Raw genomic sequence first — 13,795 nt, 5'->3', positions numbered from 1 at the left:
ACCAGCTGTGAAAAACCGATGGAAGATAACAGATGGCTGACAAGATTACATTTCTTGGCGGGGCAGGCACGGTCACAGGGTCGAAGTACCTGGTCGAGTCCGGTAACAAGCGAGTTTTGATCGATTGCGGCTTGTTCCAGGGTTTCAAGCAGCTTCGTTTGCGGAACTGGAAGCCCTTGCCCGTTTCGCCATCCGACATCGATGCCGTTCTGCTGACGCATGCGCACATCGATCATTCAGGTTACCTACCGCTTCTGGTGAAAAACGGATTCAGGGGAGACATTCATTGTACCGAGCCGACCAGGGCGCTTTGCGAGATATTGCTACCTGATAGTGGCCACCTGCAAGAACGAGAGGCGGAGTTTGCAAACCGCAAAGGGTTCAGCCGTCACAAACCTGCCCTGCCCCTGTACACACAGGACGATTCCTATCGCTGCCTCCAGCATTTTCGAACGCATCCGTTCTCCGAAGCCATCGAAATCATCGAAGGCGTTGAAGCAGTATTTCGCGAAGCCGGACACATACTTGGAGCAGCATCCATTGAAATGCAGACGAGCGACAATCTGATCGTCTTTTCCGGGGACCTTGGAAGATACGGAACGCCGATCATGCATGATCCTGCGGAAATCAAGCAGGCCGACTACCTACTCGTCGAGTCGACATACGGCGATACCACGCATGCTGAAACAGATCCCGAGGACGTGCTCGAGGCGATCCTGAACCGGACTTTTTCGCGCGGTGGAACGGTCGTGATTCCATCCTTTGCGGTTGGCCGGGCACAGACGCTGCTGTTCCATATCAGTCGACTGATACATTCTGGGCGTATTCCGCAGGTGCCAGTTTATCTCGACAGTCCAATGGCGATTAACGCGTCCGAGTTGTTCGTTCGGTTTGCCAAGACGCATAAATTGACGCGTGCAGAAGCTGAAGAAGCCTGCGGCGTTGCTGAATATGTTCGTGAAGGCAAAGATTCCCAGAAATTGGACCAGGACCAGACTCCCAAAATCATTATCTCGGCAAGTGGCATGGCCACGGGTGGTCGTATTCTTTATCATCTGAAAGCGTTCGCTCCAGATTCACGAAATACAATCCTGTTCGCAGGATACCAAGCCGGCGGAACGCGAGGCGCCGCGATGCTTGCCGGCGCAACGAAGATCAAAATCCATGGTTCCTATCACCCGGTTCGCGCTGAAGTGCAAAACCTTCATATGCTTTCGGCCCACGCGGATTCCGACGAAATCATGCGTTGGCTGGGATGTTTCGGACACGGCCCGAAAGAAACGTTCATTGTTCACGGCGAGCCCGTGGCCTCTGATGCTTTGCGCCTGCGGATTGCTGAGGAGCTCGGATGGTCCGTCGTGATGCCGGAACATGGCGAAACGCGGGACCTCCCATGAATGCTCCCTCATCAATCAATCAGTTGCATGCGCGTCGCCTCGGACTTCTCAGTCAGCATGAAGCCGTCGCGCTGGTTCATGTGGATTGCCCCATTTGCCGATCGGAAGGTGTGAGCGCGCATAGCCGGGTGACCCTCACCAGCGGTGGCAAATCCATTATTGCTACGCTCTACCAAGTATCAGCTGACTGGCTCGCGACGAATACCATTGGACTATCAGAAACGGCCTGGACCGGGCTTGGTCTTGACGACAAGGGAGAGGTCACTGTCACGCACTCCCCGCCAGTTCAGTCTCTCTCTTTTGTCCGCCAGCGAATTTTTGATGATGGCCTGAATGAACGCCAAATCAGTTCTATTGTCCGCGATATCGTTAGTGGTGCTTACTCTGATATCCATCTTGCGGCTTTCGTCACGGCCATCTCAGCCCGCCCACTTTCGGATGGCGAGGTAACATCGCTTACGAGAGCGATGATCGAAACCGGGGATCAAACAGAGTGGGATGAAAAAACCGTCGTAGACAAGCACTGCGTGGGTGGCCTGCCCGGAAATCGGACAACGCCAATTGTTGTTGCCATCGTTGCCGCACATGGTTTGCTAATTCCAAAGACGTCGTCGCGAGCAATCACGTCTCCCGCGGGAACCGCCGACACAATGGAAGTCCTCACACGTGTCGATCTTTCTGGAGACGAAATGCGAGAGGTTGTTCGTCAGACGGGAGGGTGTTTTGTCTGGGGTGACGGGGTGGGATTCAGTCCGGCCGATACAGATATCATCCGTGTCGAACGAGCGTTGAACTTTGATGCCCCGGGGACGATGGTCGCGTCCGTCCTATCCAAGAAGATCGCGGCCGGGTCTACCCACATCGTTATTGATATGCCCGTGGGACCGACGGCAAAAGTCAAGAACGTCGTCGAAGCCCGCCAACTTTCAAACGTCTTCGATACGGTCGCATCCGCTTTTGGAATTCATTTGCGGATCGAGGTAACAGATGGCTCTCAACCCGTTGGAAGGGGCATCGGGCCGGCGCTTGAGGCACGCGACGTCCTTGCTGTGCTGGGAAACGAGCCGGACGCACCTGCAGACTTGTTTGAGAAGTCATGTCTGCTGGCAGGCGCCATCCTGGAGCTTGCGGGCATCGCGCCGCCTGGCGAGGGCAAATCAATGGCCGAGGATACCATCGCGAATGGAAAGGCCTGGGCAAAATTTTTAGCGATTTGCGAAGCGCAAGGCGGTTTGCGTGAACCGCCAGATGCGAAATACAAGCGTCCGGTTTACGCGCCATTCAACGGTCGCGTGGCGTCGATCAATAACAGGAAACTCGCGCGTGCGGCCAAACTGGCTGGCGCACCGGACGACAAGGCGGCTGGTCTTGATCTCAAAGTACGCCTTGGTGACCAGGTCGGTCAGGGCGAAGCGCTTTTTGTCTTACATACCGAGACGATCGGCGAGCTAACTTATGTATTGGACTATGTCCATGCCAACCCGGACATCATCGAGCTGACACATTGAGCCCACAGCAGATACTATATGCCCTTCCGGGGAACGATGAACTGTACAACGCCATGCTCAGCGCGGGAGGCTTTGACGGTGGTTTGCTTGAGGTGAGCCGCTTCCCGGATGGCGAAAGTTATTTAAGGTTCGAGACCAATCCAGAAGGAAAACATATCGCCCTGTTCGCAAGCCTGAATGACCCAGATGCGAAGCTTGTTTCATTGCTTCTGGCGGCGCGAACGGCTCGTGATCTGGGGGCGGCTTCAGTTGGGCTGATTGCGCCATACATGCCTTACTTCCGCCAGGACATCGCATTCAGGCCAGGTGAATCCGTGAGCGCCCGCCATATCGGGGCAATCCTGTCAGACAATTTCTCATGGGTGGTTACCGTTGACCCCCACCTGCATCGACTGACTCAAATGGCAGACGTATTTTCGATCCCTGCATCAGTCGCATCTTCCACTAACGCGATGGCCGCCTGGATAATCAAAAATACGGAATGCCCAATCATATGCGGTCCTGACTCTGAAAGTGAACAGTGGGTCAGCAAGATCGCTGGGGCTTGCGGTGCGCCATATCTCGTATTCCAGAAAACAAGATACGACGCGAAATCCGTTGAGGTCGCAGTTGCACCCGATCTGGACATATCCGGTTATACCCCGGTGATAATCGACGACATCATTTCAACGGGCGGAACGGTCATGTCTTTGGCGAAGGAACTCGCCCGGCTTGGTAGCCGGCCTGCGATCTGCTGTGTGGTTCACGCACTTTTTTCAAGCGATGTCGAAGACAGAATTCTTGGCGCGCGCGTTGACCGCGTAATCACAACGAATTCGATTTCTCACAGGACTAATGCGGTCGACATTTCCGAAGCACTTGCCGAATCCACTAAGGCGACTTTTTCCACTATCGCGAACATGGGGACAAACATCGCTAAGTGACGTAGCTTTTGAACTTATCGGGCTTCGAGGACTGACAAGGCGTCGCGGGCGATCACGACTTCTTCATTCGCGGGAATAACAAGCACTTGCACCTTGGACGCAGGTGTCTGGATCTCTCGGTGCCCAGCATCGTTTGCGCTCGAATCGATTTGAAGCCCCATCCACTCGAGATGGGCGCAGATATCTTGACGCACGGGTGCCGAGTTCTCCCCTACTCCGCCAGTAAACACAAGCGTATCCACGCCGTGGAGAGCCGTCGCAAGTGATCCGATTTCTCGGGCTATCCGGTAGGTGTACACAGCCAGAGCTTCCATTGCAGCGGTCTCAGAGTTCTCAAGAAGTTCGCGGACATCGCCACTGATACCCGAAAGGCCCAGCAATCCTGACTCCTTGTAGAGCATTGTGGACAAGTCGCGGGCGCTCATGCCCTTATCCATCATCAGGTGAAGGAGCAATCCAGGATCCACGCTGCCTGCCCGGGTCGACATTGGCACCCCATCCAATGCAGTCAGGCCCATCGACGTTGCTATGCTTTTTCCGTTCAGCATGGCGCAAACGCTCGCACCGCTACCGAGATGTGCCGCAATAACTCTCGAACGTTTCCCTGCCTCGGTCAGTCCTTCAAGCTGAGAAGCTATATGGTCATAGGAAAGACCGTGGAATCCAAAGCGAAGGAGGCCTTCTTCAGATAGATGTCTGGGTATTGCATAAAGCTGCGCTACTCGAGGCTGGGTTCGATGAAAAGCTGTGTCGAATGAAAGTGTCTGGGGGATTTCGGGCCAAATCCTGGAAATCCCCTTTACGCCATCCAGGTTGGCGGGCTGGTGCGATGGCGCAAGGCTGGATAAACCGCGCAGATGTTCGAGTATTTTTTTATTCGCGAGCACGGGACCATCAAAGTCACGTCCACCATGTACGACGCGATGGCCGATTGCTCTTAGGTCGACATCCTGCAGCGCATCCGCAGCCCATTTAGCCAGCGCGCCAACGAGTTCTTTCTGGTGGGACACACGAGACGAAAGGGCCTCGGGCATTCGGTCCAGGCGTTCTTCCGGTGTCTTCGCCACGAAGCGCATATCATTGGGTAAACCAGACAGGTTGACCTTCAGCAGGCAGTTTCCAAGGGTCATGCCCGAGCGCTCATATGCCGACAGTTTGATGCTTGATGAGCCGGTATTGACCGTCAGGATCGCCTCTCGTCTCAATGCGTCATCCCCATCGCTCGCGCAAACAGGTTGGCAAGGGCACAAGAACCGACGCGCTCTGCAGCACTATCGGCGCGGCTCGTTAGAATTATTGGCACTTTTGCCCCGATGACGAGCCCAGCAGCGGCGGCGCCGGCCAAATAGTCAAGTTGCTTCGCGATCATGTTGCCCGCCTCGAGTGAAGGCACCACCAGAATATCTGCTGCTCCTGCGACAGGTGAGGTCATTCCCTTAGCCGCAACCGCCTCAGCAGAAATTGCCAGGTCAAATGCAAGCGGACCATCCAGCAGGCCGCCAACGATCTGCTTCCGGTCCGCCATTTTGCACAAGGCGGCCGCGTCGATGGTCGAAGGAATGTTCGGGTCGACCTCTTCTGTGGCGGAAAGGATCGCCACCAGCGGCGTTGGAACACCAATCGCGATGGCGAGCTCTATTGCATTTTGAACGATGTCCCGTTTCGTTTTGAGGTCCGGCGTAATATTGATGGCGCCATCCGTGATCATGAGATGCTTGGGGTAAGCCGGTGTCTCCATGACGAAGACATGGCTCATCCGGCGTTCAGTCCGCAGGCCGTTCGACTTGTCGATGATAGCCTTCATGAGCTCGTTTGTGTGAATTGCACCTTTCATAATGGCGTTCACACTGCCTTCGCCCGCTATTTTCGCTGCCATGGCGGCCGCAGCGTGGCTGTGAGGCGTGTCTATCAACTCCACGCGCGATAGATCGATTCCTGTGGATTTAGCCGTAGATGCAATCTTGTCCCTCGGGCCAATAAGAACCGGTTCTATCAGTCCCGCAGTCTTTGCATCCATAGCGCCGCCAAGAGAAAGGTGATCAACTGGGTGCACCACAGCCGTTCGAAGCGGCTTGCCTTTTGCTTTGGCAATCATCTCTTGAAATGCTTGCGTGGGGTCCGAAGCGGCGGAAGAAGACATCGACGCGTACCTTTTGGCTGTCAGCGATCCATTGAGCCCCGTTGAACGGCCCGCATCAAGAGCCAGCGAAGCGAAATACGCAGCGCCTCGCTCGTTACGCGACTGGTTCCGCAGCCTAAGCCGCTTTCCCAACGGGATTATTGCTCGTGATGGCTGATTCCAATACGCCAGGACGATGCCAAGCGCCCTCCGGTCGGATCAAGACGTATGGATCCGAGTACGGCGTGATCGTGGATGGGTGCAGCGGTACGGGAATATCGATTTCAAGATATTCATAGCCTGAGAAAGAAAAACTCGGTCGGTCTTCGCGGAGCTTGCAGATCAGCACCTTTGACCAGAGCCGCCAGAGGCGGGCCTGAATTTGTCCGATCATCAGCCTGTAGCCCTTTATCGCTGCTATTTCAAAGGCGTGGGCGAGCAGGATCCGATCCAGAAATCGCCCTCGGGCGCGCGGAAGAATGCAAACCCTTTCGATTTTTCCGAAAGCGGAGAACCATCTCAGCCTCAATGTGGCAACAGGCTCGTCGTCAATAAAGCCAAGCAGATGCAAACCTGCGAGGTCATTTCCGTCATACTCCTCATCATATGGGCAATTCTGTTCGGCCAGGAAGACAGCAGCCCGCAAGGCGAAGACTTTCTGCAGGTCGTCCAATGTCCTAGCCACTTTGACCGTCGTTCGATCAAAATTATGCCTGCTGGGTTTCGTGCGAAGCACCGCAGCACCAGTACCCGGATAATCAAGTGAATTTGAATTCTTCATGCCACAGGATCAAAAACAAAGAGGTCCGGAAGTCCTCCTTGAAGACGCCGGAAACCGAGTGACATCATGGACCGCGCGCCATCCTCCGTTGCGCCACGTGCATAACACGGCACGGGTGCATACAGAGACACCCTGACCGACGCAGAAGCAGACATGACGGAACGGCGCGCTGCTTTTGTTCCCCCCGCATAGCATCCAACATACAAGCCGAATATCGGAGTATTGGCAGGAGCAACGTGGCGAAGGGCCGGATCAGACGGGTCGAATTCTCCATCCTCAACGCTGGCCCTACCCTCGAAGGTCAACGGAACGATTAAATAGAGCCCGTCTATTGGATCTCCTGTGACCCAGATCGTCATTTTGGTAATCATATCCAGCGTGTACACAACTTCTGCTCGCGCAAGTGTGCCGCCGATCAGCATTTCGCCGAGCGCGAGAGCCGCTTCAATATTGCTGGGCTCACATCGCCTCAGGCCATGGGCCATCATTGCCTCAGTCATCTCCTCAGGAGTAACCGTGCAATACGGATAGCTGGTAAATGGCACAACCGACTGGTGAATCGTCATCGTAATTCTCCCTTCACGGGAGATGTTTGTTAATTCGCGTGTAAGTTGTCAACCAGCGAATTTACTTTTCGGCCCATGCCTTGCTACTAGCCAAACGAGGCCGCTGAGATGTCGGAAGGATCTGATCATGAGCCAAAACCAGTTGGACTGGGACAAGCTGCGCGTGTTCAGCGTAGTTGCCGATCTGAAAAGCTTCACGGCCGCTGCCAAGAAACTTGGTGAATCGACGCCAACAGTCAGCCGCAAGATCGATGACCTTGAGCGGAAGCTTAACTGCGAACTCCTTCTACGGACACATAGGGGCGTCGAGCTGACGGAAGCGGGACGTGTCGTGGAGGCGCACGTTCACGCAATTACGGAAAAAGCCAACTCGATCTGGTACGATGTTTGCGCGCTCGACATCGAAGGAACCGGTAGAATCAGGATGGCCGCTGGCGATGGCGTTGCCTCTCACTGGCTAACGAGAACCATTCCGGAGTTCCTGGATACACACCCCGGAATAGAACTCGAACTGAAAATTTCGGACGAAGAAGTAAACCTGTTGTCGGGCGACGCAGACATGACAATTGCGTGGGAGCAGCCACGCCACCGCGATCTGCTGTCACAGCGCCTTGGGGTTTTGCACTACATGTTTTTTGCTTCGCCCGAATATTTGGCACAACACGGCGAGCCGGAAAGCCTGTTTGATCTGCAGGGACATACTTGCCTGCTACACTCAAACTACCAGAATCAGATCGATGCATGGAGCACACGTGCCCACGACCTGAAGAAAGCGCTTTCTTATTCTGTCATCACAAACTCAGGAACTGTTCTTCGCGAAGTCTGTGCACGGGGTGGCGGAATAGCCGTGTTGCCATCTTATGTGGCTGAACTCGATCCGGAGCGCCTGGTTCCTCTGGCGCTTCCTGAAATAGCGCCGATCCGATTCTGGCTAGTCTATACGCAGCGAATGCAACGCCTCTCCCGCGGTCGAATTGTCATAGACTGGATGCGGAAACAGTTTAGTGAGGATGTCAGCCCGTGGTTCATGGATACGTTCGTCCATCCGGCCAAACGAAGTCGGCCAGACGGCGAACAATCAGACCAAGCCAAATCTGCTAGATCGTCTTGAGGATCGTGGCGATTGCCTCAAGTTTCTTTGGATCATCGATCGTCCGGATCAGCCGCGCAATCTCTCCACGACTACGATCCAGTTCGGTGTCGCCATTACCCGAATCTGCAAGAGCATCTTCCGGGAATAGGTGATCAACGGGAACCGACAAGATGTTGGCAATGGCAGCCAAAGTCCCGGCACTAATCCTGTTCGTGCCGTTCTCGTACTTGTGAACCTGCTGGTAGGACAAACCCAGTTTCTTTGCGAGGTCATCGAGGGTCATACCGACGCGACGTCGCGCCTGTCTGACCAGTTGTCCAATCCCACGATCTGCATCGCTCACCTTTCTTGGTGAGGCTGAAAGCACAGTTGCCATATTCCCCTCATTCTACTTGAACTAGCGTGAATTCCTACCTTTATAGTTTCGACCTAAGATCGCGTAAGAGCAATACGGGGGAGTGTTACAATAACTTTGTATGTGGGTTCGATTCGAAGAAATATCCAAGCTGGCACAACGATCAAAAAAAGAAGGCCGCCGAAATGGCGGCCTAGTTATAGCAAGAAGGACGTCATCCTTTGAACTCAACGTAGTAACGTCGCTTTCAAGGCTGACAGTCACTTTCTAACAGATGCAAGCTGAACGTTATAAATGACAGGTTGTTGTGAGCTGTTCATCTAGCTTCTCGAAGTGATCAAGTCCTTAGAAGCTGTATCAGGCGATCTTCCAGTCCTTGAGGATTTCGTCATTGTGAGCGCCCGGAGATGCCGGCGGCCGCTGAATAGCCCCGGGGGTTTTGGAAAACCTTGGCGCTGGGGCTGGTTGCGTGACCCCCTCGACCTCGACAAACGTTTCGCGCGCCAAATTGTGCGGATGCTGCGGTGCCTCAGCAAGGGAAAGGACGGGGGCGAAACACACATCTGTCCCCTCCATTAAAGCGCACCACTCGTCTCTGGTTTTTGTCTTGATGACGGCCGTGATCTTTTCTTTGAGCTCTGGCCACTGGTCGCGCGCCATCTGGTTTTGAAATGCCGGATCGTCCAGGCCCGCCTTTTCCAGTAGCAGCGCGTAGAACTGAGGTTCGATTGATCCAATCGAAACATACTTGGCGTCGCTGGTCTCGTAACAGTCATAGAATGGCGCACCGCCATCAAGCAGATTGGCCTGACGTTCGTCTGTCCAAATACCCATGGCGCGCATTCCGTAAAACATCGACGTCAGGGATGCTGCGCCGTCTGTCATCGCCACATCAATGACCTGACCTTCGCCTGTGTTGCGGGCGCTTATAATCGCGGCAAGCAGCCCAAAGGCGAGGTAAAGCGCGCCGCCTCCGTAATCACCGATAAGATTAAGGGGCGGGTATGGAGCCTCTCCCTTGCGTCCCATCGCGCCGAGCGCACCCGTCAGGGCAATATAGTTCAGGTCATGGCCAGCCGCATGTGAGAGCGGACCCGTTTGTCCCCAACCTGTCATTCGGCCATAAGCCAGTTTCGGATTGCGTTTTAACGCAACGTCCGGCCCTAGCCCGAGCCGTTCCATGACACCAGGTCGAAACCCCTCAATAAGGCCATCGGCTTTTTCAATGAGCTTCAGCGCCGTTTCGATGTCGTAGGCATTCTTCAGATCCAAGGCAATGGAACGACGCCCGCGCGACTCCACATTTGCAGGTGTCGCAGCTCGGCCGCCCCCACCAGCCCGATCAATGCGGATCACGTCGGCGCCGAGATCCGACATCAACATGCCGCAGAATGGCCCCGGGCCTATGCCCTGAAATTCCACAATTTTTATTCCGTCGAGTGGTCCGCTTGCCATTGAAGGCCCTCCCTTGCGTCAGTGCGCCGGCTGCGCGCTGTTTGGTTCAAGTTGTGGTCGGGAACATACGCGCGGAAAGTGCACTGTGAAGGCATTCCCCAACGTCTATCGATGGTATGCGAAGGCTCAGGACGAGACCAACAGTCCGGATAGCTCTCCAAGTAGATTTCGAACAAGCTTCACACGCCTGTCGTTCTCGGCGGGCGACTGCGATATCACCAGCTTTGAATCTGGACGCAGCCGATACAGGTTCGGTCTCGACCGAACCAGTGCCATCAACTGGCCCGGGTCGAGAGGCGTGTCTTCCCGGAACGCCATAACAATACCCTTCGGCCCGGCATCCAGCTTCGATATTCCCAGCGCTTTGCAAGCGGCCTTGATTGAAGTGATATCCAGGAGTTGCTTGGTCTCTTCCGGCAGAGGGCCGAAGCGATCAATGAGTTCTGCCGCGAAGCCTTCCCTACCTTGCTCTGTATCAATATCAGCAAGCCGACGATAAAGCCCCAGTCGGACGCTCAAGTCCTCGACATAGTCTTCAGGTATCAGAACGGCGACACCCAAATTGATCTGCGGGGACCAGTCATCAGCGACCTCTTGGTCCTCACCACCTTTTCCGGCCTTCAGGGCATTCACGGCGTCTTCCAGCATGGACTGGTAAAGCTCGACCCCTACTTCGCGGACATGTCCCGATTGCTGGTCTCCCAGGAGGTTACCCGAGCCCCGCATGTCGAGATCGTGACTTGCGAGCTGGAACCCGGCACCGAGACTATCTAGCGATTGGAGGATTTTAAGGCGGCGCTCGGCACCGGGGGTCATGACCTGATCACGTGGTGTCGTCAAATAAGCATACGCCCGCAGTTTCGAGCGGCCGACCCGCCCCCGAAGTTGGTAGAGCTGCGCAAGTCCGAAACGGTCTGCGCGGTGAACGAGCAACGTATTCGCGCGCGGAATGTCCAGTCCACTTTCGACGATCGTGGTCGAAAGAAGGACATCATACTGGCCCTCATAAAAAGCCGTCATAATGTCTTCTAGTTCAGTCGCTGGCATCTGGCCGTGTGCGACAACAAAGCTCACTTCGGGAACGTTATCCCGCATGAAGGCTTCAAGCTCGTCGAGGTCTGCGATCCGTGGGGCGACAAAGAATGCCTGACCGCCCCGATACTTCTCCCGCAAAAGGGCTTCGCGCATGGCAACCGTATCAAACTCCGTTACGTAAGTACGCACAGAGAGCCGATCGACGGGCGGTGTGGCGATGATTGACAAGTCGCGAATGCCCGTGAGCGCCATCTGAAGCGTGCGCGGAATCGGCGTGGCGGACAGCGTCAACACATGTACGTCAGCTTTTAGCTCTTTCAGCCGTTCCTTGTGCTTCACGCCAAATCGTTGCTCCTCATCAACGATCAGAAGGCCGAGCCGCTTGAATTCCATCGACTGGGACAGCAGGGCATGAGTGCCAACCACAATATCTATCTCGCCACTCGCCAATCCATCCCGCGTTTTCGTTGCTTCGCCCTGACTGACCATGCGGGAAAGGTGGCGCACCTTCACAGGCCAGCTCGCAAACCGCTCGCTGAAGGAATTGAAGTGCTGGCGTGCGAGAAGGGTTGTTGGCGCGATGACAGCGACCTGCATGCCACTCATCGCGGCAACGAAAGCTGCGCGCAGAGCCACCTCCGTCTTGCCGAAGCCCACATCGCCGCAGACGAGACGATCCATCGGCTTGCCACTTGCCAGGTCTTCCAGCGTGTCTTCGATGGCATTCAGCTGGTCGTCGGTTTCTTCGTAGGGGAACCGGGCGGCAAATTCTTCATAAAGCCCCTGCCCCGTCGTTGTCGGCTCGGCGCGTTTGAGTTCGCGTGCAGCGGCAATCTCCAGCAGTTCCGCGGCCATTTCCAGAATTCGCTTCTTGGCCTTGGCCTTGCGGCTCTGCCAGCCAGCACCGCCCAGCCTGTCAATCGCGCTTTCCGCATCTTCACTGCCGTAGCGGCTGATCAGATCGATATTCTCAACCGGCAAATATATCCGATCACCACCGGCATAGCTGAGTTCCAGGCAGTCATGAGGCGCTCCGGTGAGCTCAAGCGTCTTCAGCCCCTCATAGCGCCCGACACCGTGATCGACATGAACGACGAGGTCCCCAGTGTTTAGCGAAGCAGCTTCAGCTATAAAATTTGCTGCCTTTCGCTTCCGCCGAGGGGCGGCAAGCCGGTCACCCAGGATGTCGGGCTCGGCGATGAAGACCAGACCGTCACTTTCAATCCCTTGCTCGAGCGGAATCTCTACAACGGACAGTCCAGCCGACTGCGCGGCCTCGAGGGAATGGACGATTGGCAGATCAGCCAGGCCGTGATCTTCGAGAACATTGACGAGGCGGTCCGCAGAACCAGCGGTCCAGGCGCCAAAAACGACAGTGCGGCCTTGTTCGCGAACATGTTTTGCGTGTTTTGCAGCCTCCTCGAAGACATTGCAATCTGGCTTAGCCCGCTCCGGCGCGAAATCGCGCCCGGGCCGTCCGCCAAGATCGAAGCCACCCGCTCCCGAGGACGGCTGGAACCTTGCGACGCCGCGGTGAGAGAGCGTCGCATCCAGCTCGGCGGGATTGATGTAAAGGTCGTCGGGGGGCAGGACGCGAGCCGGCCGGCCGTCGCTCGCGGCTTCCATGCGCGTTGCGTGATAGTCTTCAGCTTGAGTGCGTCTTTCTGCAGCGGCTTCGCCGGCGAGGTAACCGAAGGCAATCAGCGCATCTTCGCCCATATAATCGAACAGGGTTTCCAGATGCTCGTGAAACAAGGGGAGCCAGTTTTCCAGGCCTTGGCGACGTATTTGGGCCCGGGCCGCCTCATACATCGTGTCACCCGACGGCGCTCCTATGGCTGAAAGATACTTTTCCCGAAAAAGGCTGAGCGTTTCGTCCGAGAAGAGAATTTCAGAAACTGGGGCCAGTGCAACAGAACGCAAAGTGCCGGTCGAGACTTGCGTCTCGGCATCAAACGACTTCAGGTGTTCCAGAGTATCCCCGAAGAGATCCAGCCGTATTGGTTCAGCACTCGTGGGCGGAAAAATGTCGATGATCCCGCCGCGAATTGAGTAATCGCCTCGCTCACGTACGGTGCTTGCTCGAACATATCCGTTCACATTGAGATAATCTACCAGGGCCTTTTCATCGACACGCTCGCCTACCGCCAAGGAAAAGCTGGCCTTGCGCATCGTTTCGCGAGGCGGCACGCGCTGGACAAGCGAGGACCCTGTTGTGACAACGAGCACCGGCTTTGAGTGATGGCTTGCGTTCGCCAGCCGTGCGAGGGCCGCACACCTTTGAGATGCGATGGCCGGACTCGGGCTCATTCGGTCGAAGGGCAAGATGTCCCAACCCGGAATGTAGATAACATCCATGGTCGGTCGATTGAACTGGGCGATCTTCAGTGCCGTCGACGCCGTCTTTTCGTCTCTTGCAACGTACAATGCCCACTTGCCAGCGGAGTCTATCGCTTGCTGAAGCGCTAAAAGATCAAATCCGAATGGTGCACCGGACACGATTGTCGGCGCAGACAAGGCACTGAGAAACTCGCTGTTCGGCATTTGGGGGACGATTTCAGTA

General features: G+C 55.6%; 11 protein-coding genes. 4 read left to right on the top strand and 7 right to left on the bottom strand.

The window, feature by feature from the left end; all coding sequences use genetic code 11:
* The first annotated feature begins 32 nt into the window (after positions 1-32).
* The 3 genes from D1223_RS12395 to D1223_RS12385 are packed head-to-tail and all read left to right on the top strand — an operon-like array spanning position 33 to position 3,828.
* Positions 33-1,397: an MBL fold metallo-hydrolase RNA specificity domain-containing protein gene (locus D1223_RS12395; protein WP_119376737.1), complete on the top strand. Its 1,365-nt coding sequence runs from the start codon at positions 33-35 to the stop codon at positions 1,395-1,397.
* Positions 1,394-2,905 carry a thymidine phosphorylase family protein gene (locus D1223_RS12390; RefSeq protein ID WP_119376736.1) on the top strand — a complete coding sequence of 504 codons (1,512 nt, stop codon included), beginning with the start codon at positions 1,394-1,396 and terminating at the stop codon, positions 2,903-2,905. The genes D1223_RS12395 and D1223_RS12390 overlap by 4 nt, the downstream gene beginning before the upstream one ends.
* The gene (locus tag D1223_RS12385; protein WP_158588466.1) at positions 2,902-3,828 is read left to right on the top strand and encodes a ribose-phosphate diphosphokinase; all 927 of its coding nucleotides are present in this window, start codon (positions 2,902-2,904) and stop codon (positions 3,826-3,828) included. The genes D1223_RS12390 and D1223_RS12385 overlap by 4 nt, the downstream gene beginning before the upstream one ends.
* Before the next feature lie 14 nt (positions 3,829-3,842).
* On the opposite strand, the gene D1223_RS12380 is transcribed toward D1223_RS12385, so the two are convergent.
* The 4 genes from D1223_RS12380 to D1223_RS12365 form a co-directional block, all read right to left on the bottom strand.
* Positions 3,843-5,033, bottom strand: coding sequence for an acetate/propionate family kinase (locus tag D1223_RS12380; protein WP_158588465.1), 1,191 nt, complete (start codon positions 5,031-5,033; stop codon positions 3,843-3,845).
* A complete protein-coding gene (locus D1223_RS12375) occupies positions 5,030-5,968 on the bottom strand; it encodes a bifunctional enoyl-CoA hydratase/phosphate acetyltransferase (RefSeq protein ID WP_119376733.1) in 939 nt (312 codons plus the stop codon). The genes D1223_RS12380 and D1223_RS12375 overlap by 4 nt, the downstream gene beginning before the upstream one ends.
* 115 nt (positions 5,969-6,083) lie before the next feature.
* On the bottom strand, positions 6,084-6,728 hold the full coding sequence (locus tag D1223_RS12370; RefSeq protein WP_119376732.1) for a GNAT family N-acetyltransferase: 645 nt from the start codon (positions 6,726-6,728) through the stop codon (positions 6,084-6,086).
* Positions 6,725-7,294 carry a hypothetical protein gene (locus D1223_RS12365; protein ID WP_119376731.1) on the bottom strand — a complete coding sequence of 190 codons (570 nt, stop codon included), beginning with the start codon at positions 7,292-7,294 and terminating at the stop codon, positions 6,725-6,727. Before D1223_RS12365 ends, D1223_RS12370 begins: the two co-directional genes overlap by 4 nt.
* Positions 7,295-7,421: 127 nt before the next feature.
* Between D1223_RS12365 and D1223_RS12360 the strand changes: the two genes are divergently transcribed.
* Positions 7,422-8,405 carry a LysR family transcriptional regulator gene (locus D1223_RS12360; RefSeq protein WP_158588464.1) on the top strand — a complete coding sequence of 328 codons (984 nt, stop codon included), beginning with the start codon at positions 7,422-7,424 and terminating at the stop codon, positions 8,403-8,405.
* Here the strand turns inward: D1223_RS12360 and D1223_RS12355 are convergent.
* The 3 genes from D1223_RS12355 to mfd all read right to left on the bottom strand — a co-directional run bounded on the left by D1223_RS12355 (position 8,392) and on the right by mfd (position 13,776).
* Positions 8,392-8,763: a helix-turn-helix domain-containing protein gene (locus D1223_RS12355; protein ID WP_119376729.1), complete on the bottom strand. Its 372-nt coding sequence runs from the start codon at positions 8,761-8,763 to the stop codon at positions 8,392-8,394. The two genes, D1223_RS12360 and D1223_RS12355, sit on opposite strands and share 14 nt — an antisense overlap.
* Before the next feature lie 336 nt (positions 8,764-9,099).
* Entirely contained in the window at positions 9,100-10,197 is a 1,098-nt protein-coding gene (locus D1223_RS12350) for a CaiB/BaiF CoA transferase family protein (RefSeq protein ID WP_119376728.1), read from the bottom strand.
* A gap of 126 nt (positions 10,198-10,323) precedes the next feature.
* Positions 10,324-13,776 (bottom strand): transcription-repair coupling factor, encoded by a 3,453-nt coding sequence (gene mfd, locus D1223_RS12345; protein WP_119376727.1) that lies wholly within the window; start codon positions 13,774-13,776, stop codon positions 10,324-10,326.
* Positions 13,777-13,795: the final 19 nt, after the last annotated feature.

Origin of the sequence: Henriciella mobilis, from assembly GCF_003576285.1 — a bacterium.
Taxonomy (GTDB): domain Bacteria; phylum Pseudomonadota; class Alphaproteobacteria; order Caulobacterales; family Hyphomonadaceae; genus Henriciella; species Henriciella mobilis.
This window is presented reverse-complemented; position numbering and strand designations above follow the sequence as displayed.

Coding starts and splice junctions, on each gene's coding strand:
- D1223_RS12395 (WP_119376737.1), top strand. CDS start 33: ATGGCTGACAAGATTACATTTCTTGGCGGGGCAGGCACGGTCACAGGG.
- D1223_RS12390 (WP_119376736.1), top strand. CDS start 1,394: ATGAATGCTCCCTCATCAATCAATCAGTTGCATGCGCGTCGCCTCGGA.
- D1223_RS12375 (WP_119376733.1), bottom strand. CDS start 5,968: ATGTCTTCTTCCGCCGCTTCGGACCCCACGCAAGCATTTCAAGAGATG.
- D1223_RS12370 (WP_119376732.1), bottom strand. CDS start 6,728: ATGAAGAATTCAAATTCACTTGATTATCCGGGTACTGGTGCTGCGGTG.
- D1223_RS12365 (WP_119376731.1), bottom strand. CDS start 7,294: ATGACGATTCACCAGTCGGTTGTGCCATTTACCAGCTATCCGTATTGC.
- D1223_RS12360 (WP_158588464.1), top strand. CDS start 7,422: ATGAGCCAAAACCAGTTGGACTGGGACAAGCTGCGCGTGTTCAGCGTA.
- D1223_RS12355 (WP_119376729.1), bottom strand. CDS start 8,763: ATGGCAACTGTGCTTTCAGCCTCACCAAGAAAGGTGAGCGATGCAGAT.
- D1223_RS12350 (WP_119376728.1), bottom strand. CDS start 10,197: ATGGCAAGCGGACCACTCGACGGAATAAAAATTGTGGAATTTCAGGGC.
- mfd (WP_119376727.1), bottom strand. CDS start 13,776: ATGCCGAACAGCGAGTTTCTCAGTGCCTTGTCTGCGCCGACAATCGTG.